The organism is Thalassotalea sp. PLHSN55, assembly GCF_052030545.1.
Taxonomy (GTDB): domain Bacteria; phylum Pseudomonadota; class Gammaproteobacteria; order Enterobacterales; family Alteromonadaceae; genus CANMXU01.
The window spans coordinates 1-17,357 of record NZ_JBPDIH010000016.1 but is presented as its reverse complement, the minus strand read 5'-3'; the positions used below and the strand labels follow the sequence as shown (position 1 = coordinate 17,357).

Sequence of the window (17,357 nt, the reverse complement as noted above, 5' to 3'; positions counted from 1 at the left end):
GCATAGGCGGCAATTAGTTTTTTAACTTTACAGTTTTAACAAGGCAAAAAACTTGAATTGCATTGCTGACAGTGGTGCTGGCGTGATAAATTAGTCGCAACTTGTATATACAATTAAAGTGAGTGATGATGACTGCAACCTATACCTTGATAAAAGGCTCTGTGCCTTTGTTGATTAGTATGCCCCACAATGGTCAGGCACTGCCTGACGATATTGCCAAAACCATGACCGAGCAAGGCAGGGCAGTCGTTGATACTGATTGGTATAAAGATAGGCTGTATGATTTTGCCAACGCATTGGGCGCCTACATTATTATTCCGCACTATAACCGTTATGTGATTGACCTAAATCGTGATCCTAATGGCGTCGATTTATACCCTGGCGCTGACAATACTGAACTATGCCCAACCACAGCATTTAATTTAGCGCCACTTTACCTTGACGGTATGAACCCTGATATTACGGAGCAGCAGCGTCGGGTAAAAACTTACTGGCAGCCTTATCATCAAGCGCTAGCGCAAACACTCGATGAAATCAAAGCTCACTATGGTCAAGCTGTACTGCTAGAGGCGCACTCAATTAAATCGGCTGTACCACGTTTTTTCGATGGCAAATTGCCTGATTTTAATTTTGGTAATGCCAATGGCAATAGCTGCAGTGCCGCACTTATTGCTGCGATTACTCAATTAGACTTTTCACCTTATAGCCAAGTGGTTAATGGTCGTTTTAAAGGTGGCTATATTACCCGTGCTTACGGTAAACCTGACGAGAATGTTCATGCATTGCAATTAGAGTTGTCGCAAAGCACCTACATGGATGAAGAAACGCTGCAGTATGATGAAGAACTCGCACAACAAGTAAAACCTAAATTAAAGCAATTAGTTGAGTGCTTAATTGCCTTTTCACAAAACAAAGAGGTGTCGTAATGAAGCTTTTTGCTGAAAAAATATTGTTATCAACGGGTTGGCATAGTAACCAAACCCTTACCATAGAAGACGGGGTTATTACAGATATTGCCTCTGGTTCTGTTGCAGGCGCTGAAGTTGCTCAAGGACCGGTGATCCCCGGCATGGTTAATTGTCATTCTCACGCTTTTCAACGTGCATTTGCAGGTTTTAGCGAGCAGGGCAGTGAAGGGCAAGACAGTTTTTGGACCTGGCGTAACATCATGTATAAATTTCTTGATCAGTTAAGTGAACAAGATGTGCAAGTGATCGCCGAACAGCTTTATATTGAAATGCTAACTGCAGGTTATACTCGCGTGGCAGAATTTCATTATCTTCATCATAACGTGCAAGGCGAATGCAAAAATGATGCGGCAATGGCGAAAGCGATTTTTTCAGCGGCACAAAATTCAGGCATAGGCCTAACTTTATTACCGGTATTTTATCAATTCAGTGGCTTTGGCGCTAAGCCGCCAACAGATGGGCAAAAACGTTTTATCCATGCCACCGAAGACTTTAACCAACTGGTTGAGCAATGTTTTACTTTAAGTAAAACATACCCTAATACGAATGTCGGCATTGCCCCTCATTCTTTGCGTGCAGTAGATGAACAAGGTTTGCACGCTGTGGTCAATTTTGTTCGCCAACTAGACAGAAAAGCACCTATTCATATTCATATTGCTGAACAGCAACAAGAAGTTAATGATTGTTTAGCGCATTATGGTCAGCGCCCAGTTCAGTGGTTACATAACCATGTTGAACTTGATAAACATTGGTGTTTAATTCACGCCACTCATATTAATGAACAAGAGCGCCAAGCGATTGCAAAAACACAAGCTGTCGCCGGTATTTGCCCAACAACTGAGGCGAATCTAGGTGATGGTATTTTTCCAACCACGGAATTTTTACAAGACCAAGGCGTTATCGCCATAGGTTCAGACAGCCATATTTCAGTCAATCCAATTGAAGAGTTACGTTGGCTTGAATACAGCCAGCGACTTATTCGCCAGCAACGTGCAGTATTGGCAAATAATGAACAAGCCTCAGTAGGTTTGAATTTGTGGACCAAGGCTGCTTTAGGAGGCGCGCAAAGCACCAGTGCTAATGTGGGTGAGTTGGCGGTTGGTAAACAAGCTGATTTATTAGTGTTAGATAATACAAAAACGGCTTTGTTTGCTAAAGAAGATAAATTCGTAATTGATAGTTTAGTGTTTGCGAGCCAAAGCAACCATGTGCAAGATGTGATGGTGAACGGGCAATGGCAAGTGATTAATCAGCAACACCCGCTTGCCAAACAAAGCGCACAAAAATTTAGTCAATTAATTGCGCGCTTATCGGCATAAGTTGTTATTTGTTGATTGGTGAAGGTTAAAGGGCGTGGTTATAAAAGTGCTTGGTATTTGTTAATGGTTTCACACACTTTTTTCAAATTAGCTGAGTGAAAAACTGCATGCCCTTTTTCAGCAAAACAATATTCACTATAAAAATCTTTCACAGCTGTTCGGTTAGCAGATAACTGTTTTATTTGTTCGATTTCTTTATCTGAAAAACGATTAAAATCGGCCGATAAATCTTGATAAATTTTATCGGTTTTCAATTTTATTTTGGTATCTGTGGCATCTGAAAATGTCGCTAAAATCTTTTCTTTATACTCTTCAAATTTGCCTTCTAACTCTGGCTGTGGGTTAAAGTGCAAAAATACAGCAATGGCGACGATTAAGATCAATAAATTCTTCATAATTTGTCTTATAATGTGACGTATAGCACTAGGATAATCAATTTTATTAAACAATACATTATCATTGAGAAAATAATAACTATTCGTTCGTAATTTCATTATAATTTAATCGCTTTATTGATATATCAAGGATTAGCTGTGAACTCTGATGAAAAGCAGAGAAAACCCTCTGCAAAAATTCCCGTAAAAAATATTAAAGTACATCAACCTGCTGAACCAGTAACACGTAACTTTAGTCCTAGCGACGCAATTTATGTGCGAAAGATCACAGGCTTCTTTACCCGCGTCCGCCGTTACATGAATTTATTTTTTATGGTCGCTTTTGCCGCTTTACCTTGGCTGAGATACGACGGTCACCAAGCACTGCTTTTTGATATTACCGAGCAACGTTTTACCATTTGGTCGTTAACCTTGTGGCCGCAAGACTTAACCTTATTAGCGTGGATCTTCATCGTTGGTGCATTTTTACTCTTCTTTGTGACCACCTTTCTTGGTCGAGTATGGTGTGGTTACCTTTGTCCGCAAACCGTTTGGACCTTTATTTTTATTTGGTTCGAAGAAAAAATTGAAGGTACCGCCAACCAACGTAAAAAGCTTGATAGCTTGCCAATGAGCTTTAATAAATTCTGGCGTAAGTCATTAAAGCACTTCTCTTGGTTAATGGTGTCTTTACTGACGGCATTAACCTTTGCCGGCTTTTTCACACCGATCCAAGATCTATTTATCGATTTTTTCACCTTTAATGCGTCTTTTGCCGCGGTTTCTAGCGTATTGTTTTTTACCTTATGTACCTATGGTAATGCGGGTTGGATGCGTGAAATCATGTGTTTGCACATGTGTCCGTATGCGCGTTTTCAGTCGGCGATGTTCGATAAAGATACCATTACTGTGGCTTACGATGCAGGACGAGGTGAGGGACGTGGCCCTCGAGGACGTAAACAAGACCCGAAAGAATTGGGATTAGGCGACTGTATCGATTGTGATTTATGTGTGCAAGTTTGCCCAACAGGCATTGATATTCGCAATGGTTTGCAATACGAGTGCATTAACTGCGCCTCATGTATTGATGCCTGTAATGGCGTTATGGAGCGGATGAATTACCCGAAAGGACTCATTCGTTATACCACCGAGCATGAATTGTCAGGTAAAAAAGTGCACTTTATTCGCTCTAAACTGGTCGGTTATGCGGTGGTGTTAGTGGTGATGGTGACCTTATTAGTACTAGATATTGTTAATCGTGTGCCAATGTCGCTTGAAATCATTCGTGACCGCACCGAGCTTGCCCAAGAGAATTTAAACGGTGAAATTGAAAATGTTTACACCTTAAAAATTCTTAACAAGTCACAAAAAGAAAATGTCTATCGACTGTCCGTACGTGGTATTGAAAACACGAAGTGGAACGGCGAGCAAGAAGTTACGGTAGAAGCTGCTTCAGTTTATACCTTGCCAATGAGCTTAACAGTTGACCCTTATGATTTATCAGGCTACATGACTGATATCTATTTTGTTATTGAAGAAGTGGGTAGTAACGGTGAAGTTGTGTTAGAGCATAAGAGCCGTTTCTTTAATAAACGTTAGGGCAATTAAGCCTTTTCGTTTATCATTTGTTTTATTGTGAAAAGTGCCCTTAGTGGCACTTTTCTTTTTTATAGATATGGCGTTTTATGTATTTATAAAAATTATTTGCCTAGATTGTTAATAAGGATAAAACACGCACATGTCGGTATTTGATTTTACCTCACTGTCACCCGATTTAATCTTAGACGGATTAGAAAGTGTCGGTTTTACCGTAGACAGCGGCTTACTTGCACTGAACAGCTACGAGAACCGTGTCTATCAGTTTCATGATGAAAATCTGGTTAAATACGTGACTAAGTTCTATCGACCACAGCGTTGGCAGCTAGCACAATTACAAGAAGAACATGACTTTGCCTTAGAATTAGCTGAGCAGGAATTACCGCTAGTTGCGCCAATTGTTATTGATGGTAAGTCGCTATTTGAGTATCAAGGTTATCATTTTTGTGTATACCCTTGTCGAGGCGGGCGTATCTTTGAAGTGGACAATTTAGATCAGCTGGAATGGATGGGACGATTTATCGGACGCATTCATGCCGTTGCAGCGAAAAAACCGTTTCAATCACGTTTACGCTTTAATACCGATGAAATGCTGTTACAAGCCAGAGAATCAATCGCCGAATCAGGTTTTGTGCCACAAAGCTTAAACACCGCTTTTTTCACCATTCTTGACCAAGTAAATCAAGTTGCCATTGAGCAATATCAGCCAAGCAATGAAATTCGCTTACATGGCGATTGCCATGCAGGTAATATTTTGTGGACCGACGACGGGCCTCATTTTGTTGACCTGGATGATTGTCGCACAGGCCCTGCTGTTCAAGATTTATGGATGATGTTATCGGGTGACAGGGAGCAACAACTTTTACAGCTTGATACCTTAGTGATGGGATACGATGAATTTTTTACATTTGAACCCAAGCAGTTAGTTTTGATAGAATCATTAAGAACGATGCGTCTTGTGAATTATATGGCTTGGTTATGCAAGCGTTGGCGAGATCCTGCATTTCCTCGTAATTTTCCGTGGTTTGATAGCGAAAAATATTGGGAACAGCAGATACTTATGTTAAAAGAACAGATGTCAGCTTTACAGCAACCTCCCCTGAGCTTAATGCCTAATTAATTATTGGCTTAAGTGACGTTTATTAAAGGAACAAAAGTTAAATGAAAAAATTTATCAGTTTAATGGTTATCATGATGATGCCTTTGTTTGTCCAAGCCGCTCCGTATACCGAAGGCAAACAATATACAAAAGTAAGTGAAGTTCAGTCGAAAAAACCAGAAGTGCGTGAATACTTTTCATTTTATTGCCCACACTGTCGTAGTTTTGAACCTTTAGTTGCTCAAGTTAAAAAGCAGTTGCCTGAAGGCGTTACATTTGAATATAACCATGTTGATTTTTTACGTGGCGCTTCGCCGCAAATTCAGCAGCTTTTATCAAAAGGTTTAGTTGTAGCACAACAGCTAGGCATGGAGAAAAAGTTAATGACGGCAATGTTTAACTATATTCAAGTACAACGTGCCAGCATTACTTCAGAAAAAGACCTGCGTAACGTTTTTGTTTTAAACGGCGCTGACGGTGAAGAAGTTGATAAATTAATGAAGAGCTTTAGTGTTAACAACAAAGCAAAATCAATGAAAAGGCACCAAGAAAAATTAACCAAAACACGTGCGATTACCGGTGTTCCTACCATTGTTGTTAATGGTAAGTACCGTATTAACAATGGCGCACTTGATAGAAAAAATGTTGAGCAAGATTTAAATAACTTAGTACAGCACTTATTAACATTAGATTAGACCGTGTTGATCTTTGTGGTATGAATTTAGTCCAATTTAAACGCTTTCTGATCGCGGCACTAACTTGAAGGCATAAAGAGCAGGAAGCGTTTAAATGGATCCTTCGGACAGCGTTTGTTTACCATTTCTACTGCGTTGCCCCACATGGATGTGGGGTAAGGTGACTTTGCAGGAGCATAAAGTCTTTATCACTCATTTATGTAGAATAACTACACGACAATCGCTCTGCCTTGTATAAAGGGTAAAAAATTCGCTGCAAAAACATACAGTAAAGGTCGACACGCTCTAGTGTCTTCTATTGTTTTATCGACAGGCTTTAGCGTAGTGCTAAGGCCTTTTTTGTTTTAAGGGCAAACGGTTTTAAAGGCTAATCGTTTTAAAAACTAGCCGCTTAAAGTTAGCTTATTTTTATTAAGCTAATTGCAGGGCGTTTATCGGTAGGCGATGCTTTGTGGAAACTAAAGTCATAAATTAAGACAAGAAATCAAGACAATAAAAAAGCCGCTAACAAGCGGCTTTTATCGTTAATTATGTTGATATAATTAAGCGTTACAAGCATCTTTTAATGCTTTACCTGCTTTGAAAGTAGGTACTTTAGCTGCTGCGATTTGGATCTCAGCACCGGTTTGTGGGTTACGACCTGTGCGTGCTGCACGTTCGCTAACTTTGTAAGTACCAAAACCTACTAAAGCAACATCACCACCGTTTGCTAATTCTTCGGTTACTGAAGCAATTAAGCTATCAAGAACACGACCAGCAGAAGCCTTTGAAATTTCAGCGCCTTCAGAAATTTTTGCGATTAATTCACTTTTATTCATTTTTTTGTTCCTTGTTGCATTATTGTTATTTCAAATCATCCTAAAAGAGAATGTCCGTCGGATCAATAAAAATATTTATTTCTGTTTAAAAGTACGCCAGATAGCGACAATTCAATCCACTTAAGCCCCATTTACCAGCTCTTTGCTGTTAACTTTGCTCATTAATAGTGCAGAGTTGTGTGGTAACTCTTGATGACCAGCCAATAAATAAATCACTTTTTGTCCCTTTTCTGCGAGTTCGATAGCATGTTGAAAGTTCACCAAGGTGCTCGCAGGAATATCTTGCGGATATTTATCTGCATCACGCCTTGCGTATTCAATAAGGTCAACATTAACGTCTTGGTCGTAAAACACGGCATCAGCAAATTGCATTTCACGATGGGCTTGTAAGGTTAAATGATCAGGCTCGCCCGTTAAGGTATGAATAAAAACAATCTCACCTTCAGGTGGCGAAATTTTATCTTTAATGCTGGCAATTAGTTGCTGCTCTGCTTGGGTTGATTTGCCTTGTAAAATAGCTTCACCAATTGGTCCTCGTAATGTGTTTTCCCAAAAGGTTCTGCGATTACGTATGCTTTTTACGCGCGCTTTGACATGGTCTCTAAACTTTAATGAAAAATCCGCTAGTTTGCCATAACCGCTAGGTAGCATACGCTCAATTTGTTCACGTAACATGCGCAGTAATATTGGCGCACTGCCTGAGCTAGACATGGCAATGATCATCGGGGAGCGATCAATAATAGCGGGTGTTATATAAGTACATAACTCTGGTTGGTCGACGACATTGGTCAAAATGTTCAACGGCGTTGCTTCTTCGTATACCGATTTATTAACTTCACTGTCGTCGGTGGCCGCGATTACAAGGTTAATATTGCTTAAATGACCGGTTTGATAGTTGTGTTTTAGCCATGTCAATTGGTGAACATTCACCAAACGTTCAACACTTGGTGATAATGCTTTGGCCATCACCGTGATATTTGTGGTGGTTTTTAATAATAATTCAATTTTACGGGCAGCAACGTCGCCGCCGCCGACAACCATGGCAGCAATTTTGGTCGCATCTAGGAAAACAGGAAAATATTTCATTTGCTTAGCTCTGACAATAAGTGCGTTATAACATTGTTATTATGGCTCTATTTATAACACGTTATTAGCAAATAAAATTTGTTTTAGCTTAGCTTTTTGGTAATTCGAGTAATTGTTCACTGATCGCAAGCCCGTTTGCGTCGCCATAAATATACCCGTTTGGAGTAAAAGTGAGGTTTGCAAAGCTCACGACTGTGTTTACGTCCCCAACACCGAGCTTTTCAGTTTTAATTGGGCAACAAGCTAAGGCTTTTACCCCTATAGGTAATGTGGCAATCGTGCCAGCATCACGAATACAGCCATTAATTACGATACCTTGCCAGCCATTGGCTACTGCTTTTTCGGCGAGCATGTCGCCAAGTAAAGCATTGGTCATACTCCCTTTGCCGTTAACAACCATCACTTTGCCATGCCCATCGGTGGCAACTAGCTCTTTAACGCGCGAGTTATCGTTAAAGCAGTCAACCGTTACGATTTTTCCTTGAAAGATGGTTTTACCGCCGTAATTGTTAAAAACAGGTGCCGCAAGTTGCAGCCTTTCTGGGTAAAGGTCAAATAAGTCGGGTAGTAGATCTAACATAAGTGCCTCGTTGCAAATGGGTGTTATTAAGGTACTTCGAGTATATCCAATCCATCAATTGCTTTGCTAGCGCATATAATGACTATAGTTTTAATATATAGTAGGTTGTTTGTGAGTGACTAATCGCAATACAGACACGAGTTTCAAGTAGCTTGGCTATAATAGCAGTGTTAAACTAGCGCGATATTTTTATCGATGAGAAAACTTATGCCTTGGATACAGCTTAGATTAAGTGCTGACGAAGAAACGGCAGAAAAATACAGTGACTGGTTAAGTGCTTGTGGCGCTCAAGCGGTGACTTTTATAGATGCAAAAGATACCCCTATCTATGAGCCTTTGCCGGGTGATGAAGTTACCTATTGGCACAATACAGTTGTTATGGGCTTATATGATGCGGCGCATGATATGGATAAAGTACTAAATTATCTGCAAAGCATTCATCCTGATAAAAAAGACATGCAGTACAAGTTAGAGCAATTAGAAGATAAAGACTGGGAACGTGAGTGGATGGATAACTTCCACCCAATGAAGTTTGGTCAACGTTTATGGATTTGCCCAAGTTGGCGCGATGTACCTGAGCCTGATGCGGTGAATGTGATGCTTGACCCCGGGCTTGCCTTTGGTACCGGAACTCACCCAACTACTGCGTTATGTTTAACTTGGCTTGATGGCTTAGATCTTAAAGATAAAACCGTGGTCGACTTTGGTTGTGGCTCGGGTATTTTATCGCTTGCAGCTTTAAAACTAGGTGCAAAAGAAGTCATCGGCATAGATATCGACCCACAAGCACTACAAGCAAGTAAAGCCAATGCCGAGCGAAATGGCGTGCAAGATCGCTTATCACTGTTCTTGCCGAAAGATCAGCCGAGTCTAAAAGCGGATGTCGTTGTCGCTAATATATTAGCAGGACCACTTCGAGAATTAGCACCGACCATCATTGAATTTGTTGCACCAAATGGTGTCGTTGCACTTTCTGGTGTATTAGAAGAGCAAGCGCAAACGTTACAATCTATCTATGGACAATGGTGTGATATGGATGCAGTGCAAGTTCAAGAAGAATGGGTACGCTTATCTGGATGTAGAAAATAGCGTAATTTTTACCGCAGAAACTGTACAATTTTGTACATTTTCTGCTCACAACAACAGTTTGCAAAAAGTCAATATATAAAAGTCGAAAAAAACCAATATTTGTTCAATTTATATCCTTTTCAATCTCGAAAAAAACACGTAAACTTAGCGCCCTTTTGACCAGTAGCTCAAAAAAGCATCAGTGTGAAGATAGGTTCTTATTCATTAACTAGCAATGTTTTGCTTGCACCAATGGCAGGCATTACTGACCAACCCTTTCGACAATTGTGTTGTCAAATGGGGGCAGGGCTTGCCGTATCTGAAATGATATCGGCCAACCCTAAGTTATGGAATACCAATAAATCTAAACGTAGATTGGTGCATAGCGACGACGCTGGTATTCGTTCAGTGCAAATTGCCGGTTGTGATCCAACAGAGTTGGCTTTTGCCGCAAAAATGAATGCTGAAAAAGGCGCGCAGATTATTGATATTAATATGGGCTGCCCGGCGAAAAAGGTAAATAAAAAGTTGGCGGGTTCGGCGTTACTTAAAGATCCGTCATTAGTTGAAGCTATTGTTAAGTCAGTAGTTGATGCAGTTGATGTACCAGTAACATTGAAGATACGCACCGGATGGTGTGAAGACACACGTAATGGTGTTGAAATCGCTAAAATTGCTGAAGCTAATGGTATTCAGTCACTTGCTGTTCATGGTCGTACGCGCAACGACTTTTACAAAGGTGATGCGGAATACAATACCATTAAGGCAATTAAAAGCAGTGTTGCTATTCCTGTAGTTGCAAATGGTGATATCACCAGTGCTGAAAAAGCAAAGCAAGTACTTGATTTTACCGGAGCTGACGCAGTTATGGTTGGTCGCGGTGCCCAAGGGCGACCTTGGATTTTTCGAGAAATCAATCATTTCTTGAACACGGGGCAGCATTTACCTGCTCCTACTATGGATGAAGTTGGTTCAATTATTATTGAACATGTAAAGGAATTACATCGCTTTTATGGCGACTTTATGGGCGTAAGATTTGCCCGTAAACACGTTTCTTGGTACATGCAAGCATGGGATCAAGATAAAACGTTTCGGTCTGTGTTTAATGGTTTAGAGTCTGTAAATGAACAGCTTGAAGCATTAACTATGCAATTTGATAATTTAACTTAAGAAAGAGTCTGAACTTTATGTTTGAACAAAATATTTCCTCTCCATTCATCACTGGTGATCTACAAACTCAGACAAAGGCATCGCCTTTACGTACCCAAGCTAAAGTAGCTATTAAAAACTACTTGTCACAATTAAATGGTAACGATGTTGATGATATGTACGACCTTGTACTTTCAGAAATTGAAGCGCCAATGCTTGAAGAAGTTATGCAGTATACTCGTGGTAACCAAACCCGCGCTGCAAACTTACTAGGTATTAACCGCGGTACATTACGTAAGAAATTAAAAAAATACGGCATGAACTAATCACTCGCAGGTTGAACCTGCAATTAAAAAGCACCTTCGGGTGCTTTTTGCTTACATGGACGTAAGTATGCCACGGTTGCAGGATGCAAAAGAGTGGCGGCTTACATGGATGTAAGTATGTCACGATCGCAGGATGCGAAAGAGTGACGGCACATGGATGTAAGTCAGGTTTTTTGTTCCTGATAAAACCTAAGTGCCTACATCCGTGTAGGCAATGTCACACATCGCAGGATGCGAAAGAGTGACGGCACATGGATGTTGTATAAAATTTAATGATAAAAATTCGACACTGGTCGTTGAGTTATCTAAGGGGATAATTCATTTATCAAAAGCCATGGACGACATAACAACACAAAGCATTGCCTGGCAGTGCAGTGAACTAAATTTACTATTTAACTCGCTTAACTTTTTAAAGGTATCAAAACCATAATGAATACCCCACGCCCAATCAAACGCGCACTTTTAAGTGTTTCAGATAAAACCGGTATTGTTGACTTTGCTCGTCACTTAGCTGAAAAAGGCGTTGATATTTTATCAACTGGTGGCACAGCAAAATTACTTGCTGAGCAAGGCATCCAAGTGACAGAAGTTTCTGATTACACTGGTCATCCTGAGATTATGGACGGCCGCGTAAAAACTCTTCACCCAAAAGTACACGGTGGCATTTTAGCTCGTCGTGACATGGACGAAGCAGTGATGGCTGAAAACAACATTAGCGCAATTGACCTTGTGGTAGTTAACCTATACCCATTTGCTAAAACGGTTGCTGACGAAAATTGTCCGCTAGAAGATGCTATCGAAAATATCGATATTGGCGGACCAACTATGGTGCGCGCTGCGGCGAAAAACCATAAAGATGTCACTATCGTAGTAAACGCACACGATTATGACCGCGTTATTGCTGAAATGAACGCCAACAACGATTCGTTAACTTATCAAACTCGTTTTGATTTAGCGATTGCAGCATACGAGCACACTGCAGCATATGATGGCATGATCGCCAACTACTTTGGCCGTATGTTACCAGCTTATGGTGATAGTGAAGCTGAAATTAATTTAGACGAGAAAGTGAAGTTTCCACGCACGTTCAACAGTCAGTTTGTTAAAAAACAAGACTTACGTTACGGCGAAAACTCTCATCAAGACGCAGCTTTCTATGTTGAAGCTGAACCAGAAGAAGCATCAGTATCAACTGCTGAACAAATTCAAGGTAAAGCATTATCATACAACAACATCGCTGATACCGATGCTGCATTAGAGTGTGTCAAAGAATTTGATGAGCCAGCGTGTGTGATTGTTAAGCATGCAAACCCATGTGGTGTTGCTATTGGTGACAATATCTTAGCTGCATACGAAGGCGCTTATGCAACTGATCCAACATCGGCATTTGGTGGCATTATTGCTTTTAACCGTGAATTAGATGCTGATACGGCAGAAGCCATTGTATCTCGTCAGTTTGTTGAAGTTATTATCGCGCCAAGCATTTCTGATGCAGCTGCACAAATTGTTGCTGCTAAGCCGAATGTGCGTTTATTAGCGTGTGGTCAATGGTCGACTCAAACAACCGGTTGTAACTTCAAGCGTGTTAACGGCGGTTTATTAGTACAAGATCGTGACCAAGGTAAAGTTGCTGACGAAGATCTGAAAGTCGTGACTAAACGTCAACCAACTGAAGACGAAATGCGCGACCTTAAGTTTGTATGGAAAGTGGCTAAGTTTGTTAAATCAAACGCCATCGTATATGCAAAAAATAACGTCACCATTGGTGTTGGTGCAGGTCAAATGAGTCGTGTTTACTCAGCTAAAATTGCCGGTATTAAAGCTGCCGATGAAAACTTAGAAGTTAAAGGTTCAGTAATGGCTTCTGATGCTTTCTTCCCATTCCGTGACGGTTTAGACGCCGCGGCTGCTGCAGGTATTACTGCTGTAATTCAGCCAGGTGGTTCAATGCGTGATGATGAAGTTATTGCTGCTGCAGATGAGCATGGTATTGCTATGGTCTTCACTGGCATGCGTCACTTCTATCACTAATAACGGCTTCATTTTTAAATTAATATTTAAAAATGTGTCATTAGTGAAATAATAAAATAACGTCTAAGTGTCACTTTTCTTCGATGAATGAAGGCAAGTGGCACTGTATCTTTTTGTGAATTTGCTATAACTTGTTGTACACAATAATCAATTGCAATGGATAACAACAATGAAGCTCATTAAAACCTTACTAACAACATCAGTACTTGCGACAACGATGTTAACGGCAAATCTTGCTAATGCTCATGCTAACCATCACAGCAAATTAGATAATGCGATAGCTAGCGAGCATCGTGCTGATAAAAATAAAGCACGTGATCAATATCGTCATCCAAAAGAAACGTTAGAGTTTTTTGGTTTTCATTCAAAAATGACTGTAGTTGAGTTAACGCCTGGCGGCGGCTGGTATACTGAAATATTAGCTCCTGCGTTAAGAGGTTCAGGTAAACTTGTTGGCGCACATTATCCTGATAAAGGTGGCGATGACTATTACAGTCGTTCACGTCAAAAGTTAGAGAAAAAGCTAGCTAGTAATTTAGTCTTTAACGAAGTTGAATTAGTCGATTTTGATCCAAAAAAATCAAACGACTATACTCCTGCAGGCACAGCTGACTTAGTGCTCACTTTCCGTAATTTACATAACTGGAAAGATGAAGGCATGCAGCAAGTCTTTAAAGATGCTTATCGTGCATTAAAATCAGGTGGCGTATTAGGTATTGTTGAACATAGAATGCCAGCGTCGCAAGATTGGGGCAAAAACAAACGTAGTGGTTATGTACCGCAAGATTTAGTTGTTCAATATGCGCAAGCGGCAGGTTTTAAACTAGCCGCAAGTAGCGATATTAACGCAAACGCAAAAGATAGTGCTGATCATCCTAAAGGTGTGTGGACATTACCACCAGTATTAGCACTTGGCGAAAAAGATAAAGAAAAATATTTAGCGATCGGCGAAAGCGATCGCATGACATTAAAATTTGTAAAATAAAACTAAAGCGCAACGAGTTCACTCGTTGCGCTTATATAGTTTTTATTAATATTAGGAAACTCAGTAAATGAATGTTTTGGTTATTGGCGGCGGTGGTCGTGAACATGCATTGGCATGGAAAGCAGCGCAATCGACACAAGTAGAAAAAGTTTTTGTTGCTCCAGGTAATGCAGGTACAGTTACCGAAGATAAATTAGAAAATGTTGCGATTTCTGTTGGCGATATTCCAGCACTTGTAGCATTTGCCAAAGAAAACAACATCGCTTTGACTATTGTTGGTCCAGAGCAACCACTTGTTGATGGTGTTGTTGATGCTTTTCAAGCTGAAGGTTTAACTATTTTTGGTCCATCAGCAAAAGCAGCACAACTTGAAGGTTCTAAAGCTTTTACCAAAGACTTCTTAGCACGTAATAATATTCCAACCGGCTATTACCAAAACTTCACTGAAATCGAACCAGCGTTAGCTTATGTTCGTGAGCAAGGTGCTCCTATTGTTGTTAAAGCTGACGGCTTAGCTGCAGGTAAAGGTGTTATTGTTGCGATGACGGTTGAAGAAGCTGAAGCTGCAGTCAAAGACATGTTAGCGGGTAATGCGTTTGGCGATGCTGGCCACCGCGTCGTGATTGAAGAATTTCTTGATGGTGAAGAAGCAAGCTTCATTGTTATGGTTGACGGTAAGAATGTCTTAGCGATGGCGACCAGCCAAGATCACAAACGTGCCTTAAATGGTGATCAAGGTCCTAACACAGGTGGTATGGGCGCTTATTCTCCTGCACCTGTAGTAACACCTGACATTCATAATCGCATTATGAACGAAGTGATCATGCCAACGGTTGAAGGCATGGCCAAAGAAGATGCACCTTATACTGGCTTCTTATATGCAGGTTTAATGATTGATGCTGATGGTACACCAAAAGTGATTGAATATAACTGTCGTTTTGGTGATCCAGAAACACAACCTATAATGATGCGTTTGCAATCTGATCTGGTTGAACTTTGTCTAACGGCTTGTCGTGGCGAATTAGATAAAGCTACTGCCGAATTTGATCCGCGTGCAGCAGTCGGCGTTGTTTTAGCAGCAGGTGGCTACCCGGCTGATTACAACAAAGGCGATGTTATCTCAGGGTTAGAGACCAATACTAACCCGAATGCAAAAACATTCCATGCAGGCACTACTAATAATGAAGCTGGTGACGTTGTTACTGCCGGTGGCCGCGTGCTATGTGCAACCGCATTGGGTAACAGTGTTACTGAAGCTCAAAAATCAGCTTATACCCTATTAAACGAAATTAGCTGGAAAGACGTTTCTTTCCGTACCGATATTGCATATCGTGCAGTTGCTCGTGAACAAAGCTAATTAAGTCGTTGACTAAAAAAAGCCGCAAGCTAGTTTACTAGCTTGCGGCTTTTTTGTTGGGTTACGTTTTGCGGACGCTCGCTTATATTAATTAATACACTTAGTATTAATTGGCTTGAACAGCAAACGTTGCTTTATTCGCCCCAGCAGATATTGCCGCAGCAATTGCGCTGTCTTGATCTAATCCAGACGCTATTGCAGCATCAACTATGTTTTGTGCTTGATTGGCTTTGCTTGAGCTAACTGCAGTTGAAACAACTTCCTCTCCGCTGTTTGGAAACCACGCTAATGCGTCTTTCACTAGATGTTCTACCTGTTCGGGGACTGCTTTAATTGCGCCGGTTAATACATCAATCATATGTTCAGGTGAGTAGTGCATGATTTGATCGAAAATATCCTCAGACACAAAAGGTTCAGTAGTAATAGCAACGCGAATGATGTTTTCCATATCTTCAGGTCTACTTTGCGCGACGGTATGGACGATTTCTGCGGCATAAGCAGGCTCAGTTTCAATGGCAATGCGTATAATTTCATCATAACTTACGATATCAGCATGCATGGCTGCTCGGATCACATCACAGGTTAATGCGGGCTCTGCTTCAATTGCTCCTTGAATAATTTGAACGTATTCGTCTGGGTACATATTTAATGCCGCTGAAAGTATCGTTTCCACCTGCTCGGGTGATCGTTTTAATAAACCACTGACACTTTTTTTAACAGATATTTGTTGATTAACTTGCTGGTTGAGTAACTTAGCAATAAACTTTTCCTGTTTACTCGTTGCAAAGTCCATTGCAAAAACACTAAATGTTGACCATCCCAGCAACAACAAAGCTAAACTCTTCTTCATATTGTCGCCTTTTATTATATTTTCAGCCGAATCATCTTTTACTATATTGATAACATATATCGACTGCACAGCTATTTTTCTTAAGCACGGATCAACTCAGATCGTCTTATTAGTGCGTTTAAACGACGATTAGTTCAATATAAAAGCAAACAAACGTCAAATTACGTTTTTTCTTAAAAAAGAGTTGACGCCAAGATGAAAATGTCTAAAATGCGCATCCAGTTTCCAGGGGCAACCCAAGAGACGGAAGTATAGGAAATACGAACTAAGCCGAGTCAGGATGACGAAAGGTATGTTTTGATAAGTTAACCCTTACGCTTTAAGGCTAAAGTGGCTAACCAAACATTTTAAAACGACGATTTAGTTTTTTGCAAAAAGAATTAAAAAAATCAAAATAAAATGTTGACATCAAAACTGAGACGCGTAGAATGCGCATCTCGCTTCAGGCAAGGCCTGCAGCAACGAATTACTTTACGGTATAGAACGAATGAGATTCTTACCGATATCTTCTTTGAAGATATGTTCTTTAACAATTAGTTATCATGCAATTTGTGTGGGCACTCACATTAAGATTGATTTTACATAGTCGGCCTGTTTATCAGGAAGACGTAAAACAGCTTAATTGTTGAATGTCACACAAAACAAGTATTAACCATTCTTAGGAATGATTAGTACGTTTTATGTAGTTTCTAACTTCGGTTAGGAACACGACAGAATTCATTGAGCAGTATCGAAAGATACACAAACGATTTTTAATTGAAGAGTTTGATCATGGCTCAGATTGAACGCTGGCGGCAGGCTTAACACATGCAAGTCGAGCGGAAACGAGGAATAGCTTGCTATTTCGGCGTCGAGCGGCGGACGGGTGAGTAATGCTTGGGAATATGCCTTTAGGTGGGGGACAACAGTTGGAAACGACTGCTAATACCGCATAATGTCTACGGACCAAAGGGGGGGATCTTCGGACCTCTCGCCTATGGATTAGCCCAAGTGAGATTAGCTAGTTGGTAAGGTAATGGCTTACCAAGGCGACGATCTCTAGCTGGTTTGAGAGGA

The 17,357-nt window shown here is 40.6% G+C and carries 15 protein-coding genes, 1 rRNA gene and 1 pseudogene; 12 read left to right on the top strand and 5 right to left on the bottom strand.

Translation table 11 applies throughout. The features are described 5' to 3' along the window. The first annotated feature begins 125 nt into the window (after nt 1-125). Together hutG and ACRRSQ_RS20000 are read left to right on the top strand one after the other, a co-directional pair. Nucleotides 126-926 carry an N-formylglutamate deformylase gene (hutG, locus tag ACRRSQ_RS20005; RefSeq protein ID WP_440877545.1) on the top strand — a complete coding sequence of 267 codons (801 nt, stop codon included), beginning with the start codon at nt 126-128 and terminating at the stop codon, nt 924-926. Beyond that, entirely contained in the window at nt 926-2,287 is a 1,362-nt protein-coding gene (locus tag ACRRSQ_RS20000; protein WP_440877544.1) for a formimidoylglutamate deiminase, read from the top strand. The genes hutG and ACRRSQ_RS20000 overlap by 1 nt, the downstream gene beginning before the upstream one ends. Before the next feature lie 38 nt (nt 2,288-2,325). Here ACRRSQ_RS20000 and ACRRSQ_RS19995 read toward each other — a convergent pair whose 3' ends face one another. Further along, complete coding sequence (locus ACRRSQ_RS19995) at nt 2,326-2,682, bottom strand: hypothetical protein (protein WP_440877543.1); 357 nt, start codon at nt 2,680-2,682, stop codon at nt 2,326-2,328. A gap of 138 nt (nt 2,683-2,820) precedes the next feature. Here ACRRSQ_RS19995 and ccoG point away from each other — a divergent pair, with 138 nt between their 5' ends. The 3 genes from ccoG to ACRRSQ_RS19980 all read left to right on the top strand — a co-directional run bounded on the left by ccoG (nt 2,821) and on the right by ACRRSQ_RS19980 (nt 6,051). Continuing rightward, the gene (gene ccoG / locus ACRRSQ_RS19990; protein ID WP_440877542.1) at nt 2,821-4,260 is read left to right on the top strand and encodes a cytochrome c oxidase accessory protein CcoG; all 1,440 of its coding nucleotides are present in this window, start codon (nt 2,821-2,823) and stop codon (nt 4,258-4,260) included. Between the two features lie 139 nt (nt 4,261-4,399). Continuing rightward, on the top strand, nt 4,400-5,377 hold the full coding sequence (locus ACRRSQ_RS19985) for a serine/threonine protein kinase (protein ID WP_440877541.1): 978 nt from the start codon (nt 4,400-4,402) through the stop codon (nt 5,375-5,377). 41 nt (nt 5,378-5,418) lie between these two features. Then, on the top strand, nt 5,419-6,051 hold the full coding sequence (locus ACRRSQ_RS19980; protein WP_440877540.1) for a thiol:disulfide interchange protein DsbA/DsbL: 633 nt from the start codon (nt 5,419-5,421) through the stop codon (nt 6,049-6,051). Nucleotides 6,052-6,593: 542 nt separating this feature from the next. Here the strand turns inward: ACRRSQ_RS19980 and ACRRSQ_RS19975 are convergent. From ACRRSQ_RS19975 to ACRRSQ_RS19965, 3 genes and pseudogenes are all read right to left on the bottom strand, one after another. Then, a pseudogene (locus ACRRSQ_RS19975) lies at nt 6,594-6,872 on the bottom strand (HU family DNA-binding protein); the annotation flags it as partial. A 117-nt stretch (nt 6,873-6,989) separates the two neighbouring features. Next, nucleotides 6,990-7,955 carry an NAD(P)-dependent oxidoreductase gene (locus ACRRSQ_RS19970; RefSeq protein ID WP_440877539.1) on the bottom strand — a complete coding sequence of 322 codons (966 nt, stop codon included), beginning with the start codon at nt 7,953-7,955 and terminating at the stop codon, nt 6,990-6,992. An 88-nt stretch (nt 7,956-8,043) separates the two neighbouring features. Then, the gene (locus ACRRSQ_RS19965) at nt 8,044-8,535 is read right to left on the bottom strand and encodes a putative 4-hydroxy-4-methyl-2-oxoglutarate aldolase (RefSeq protein ID WP_440877538.1); all 492 of its coding nucleotides are present in this window, start codon (nt 8,533-8,535) and stop codon (nt 8,044-8,046) included. Between the two features lie 207 nt (nt 8,536-8,742). Here ACRRSQ_RS19965 and prmA point away from each other — a divergent pair, with 207 nt between their 5' ends. The 6 genes from prmA (at nt 8,743) to purD (ending at nt 15,451) form a co-directional block, all read left to right on the top strand. Further along, nucleotides 8,743-9,624 (top strand): 50S ribosomal protein L11 methyltransferase, encoded by an 882-nt coding sequence (prmA, locus tag ACRRSQ_RS19960; protein WP_440877537.1) that lies wholly within the window; start codon nt 8,743-8,745, stop codon nt 9,622-9,624. 183 nt (nt 9,625-9,807) lie between these two features. Continuing rightward, on the top strand, nt 9,808-10,773 hold the full coding sequence (gene dusB / locus ACRRSQ_RS19955; RefSeq protein ID WP_440877536.1) for a tRNA dihydrouridine synthase DusB: 966 nt from the start codon (nt 9,808-9,810) through the stop codon (nt 10,771-10,773). A 17-nt stretch (nt 10,774-10,790) separates the two neighbouring features. Continuing rightward, complete coding sequence (gene fis / locus ACRRSQ_RS19950; RefSeq protein ID WP_044832893.1) at nt 10,791-11,078, top strand: DNA-binding transcriptional regulator Fis; 288 nt, start codon at nt 10,791-10,793, stop codon at nt 11,076-11,078. A gap of 429 nt (nt 11,079-11,507) precedes the next feature. After that, nucleotides 11,508-13,109, top strand: a complete 1,602-nt coding sequence (purH, locus tag ACRRSQ_RS19945; protein ID WP_440877535.1) for a bifunctional phosphoribosylaminoimidazolecarboxamide formyltransferase/IMP cyclohydrolase — start codon at nt 11,508-11,510, stop codon at nt 13,107-13,109. A gap of 178 nt (nt 13,110-13,287) precedes the next feature. After that, nucleotides 13,288-14,094, top strand: a complete 807-nt coding sequence (locus ACRRSQ_RS19940) for a class I SAM-dependent methyltransferase (RefSeq protein WP_440877582.1) — start codon at nt 13,288-13,290, stop codon at nt 14,092-14,094. A 67-nt stretch (nt 14,095-14,161) separates the two neighbouring features. Then, complete coding sequence (gene purD, locus ACRRSQ_RS19935; RefSeq protein ID WP_440877534.1) at nt 14,162-15,451, top strand: phosphoribosylamine--glycine ligase; 1,290 nt, start codon at nt 14,162-14,164, stop codon at nt 15,449-15,451. Nucleotides 15,452-15,557: 106 nt separating this feature from the next. Here purD and ACRRSQ_RS19930 read toward each other — a convergent pair whose 3' ends face one another. Further along, nucleotides 15,558-16,301, bottom strand: a complete 744-nt coding sequence (locus tag ACRRSQ_RS19930) for a hypothetical protein (RefSeq protein ID WP_440877533.1) — start codon at nt 16,299-16,301, stop codon at nt 15,558-15,560. 753 nt (nt 16,302-17,054) lie between these two features. Here ACRRSQ_RS19930 and ACRRSQ_RS19925 point away from each other — a divergent pair. Next, nucleotides 17,055-17,357, top strand: a 16S ribosomal RNA gene (locus ACRRSQ_RS19925); the annotation flags it as partial.

Bases quoted from the DNA above. Each gene is read 5' to 3' on its own strand.
- hutG (WP_440877545.1), top strand. From the start codon at position 126: ATGATGACTGCAACCTATACCTTGATAAAAGGCTCTGTGCCTTTGTTG.
- ACRRSQ_RS20000 (WP_440877544.1), top strand. From the start codon at position 926: ATGAAGCTTTTTGCTGAAAAAATATTGTTATCAACGGGTTGGCATAGT.
- ACRRSQ_RS19995 (WP_440877543.1), bottom strand. From the start codon at position 2,682: ATGAAGAATTTATTGATCTTAATCGTCGCCATTGCTGTATTTTTGCAC.
- ACRRSQ_RS19985 (WP_440877541.1), top strand. From the start codon at position 4,400: ATGTCGGTATTTGATTTTACCTCACTGTCACCCGATTTAATCTTAGAC.
- ACRRSQ_RS19980 (WP_440877540.1), top strand. From the start codon at position 5,419: ATGAAAAAATTTATCAGTTTAATGGTTATCATGATGATGCCTTTGTTT.
- ACRRSQ_RS19970 (WP_440877539.1), bottom strand. From the start codon at position 7,955: ATGAAATATTTTCCTGTTTTCCTAGATGCGACCAAAATTGCTGCCATG.
- ACRRSQ_RS19965 (WP_440877538.1), bottom strand. From the start codon at position 8,535: ATGTTAGATCTACTACCCGACTTATTTGACCTTTACCCAGAAAGGCTG.
- prmA (WP_440877537.1), top strand. From the start codon at position 8,743: ATGCCTTGGATACAGCTTAGATTAAGTGCTGACGAAGAAACGGCAGAA.
- fis (WP_044832893.1), top strand. From the start codon at position 10,791: ATGTTTGAACAAAATATTTCCTCTCCATTCATCACTGGTGATCTACAA.
- purH (WP_440877535.1), top strand. From the start codon at position 11,508: ATGAATACCCCACGCCCAATCAAACGCGCACTTTTAAGTGTTTCAGAT.
- purD (WP_440877534.1), top strand. From the start codon at position 14,162: ATGAATGTTTTGGTTATTGGCGGCGGTGGTCGTGAACATGCATTGGCA.
- ACRRSQ_RS19930 (WP_440877533.1), bottom strand. From the start codon at position 16,301: ATGAAGAAGAGTTTAGCTTTGTTGTTGCTGGGATGGTCAACATTTAGT.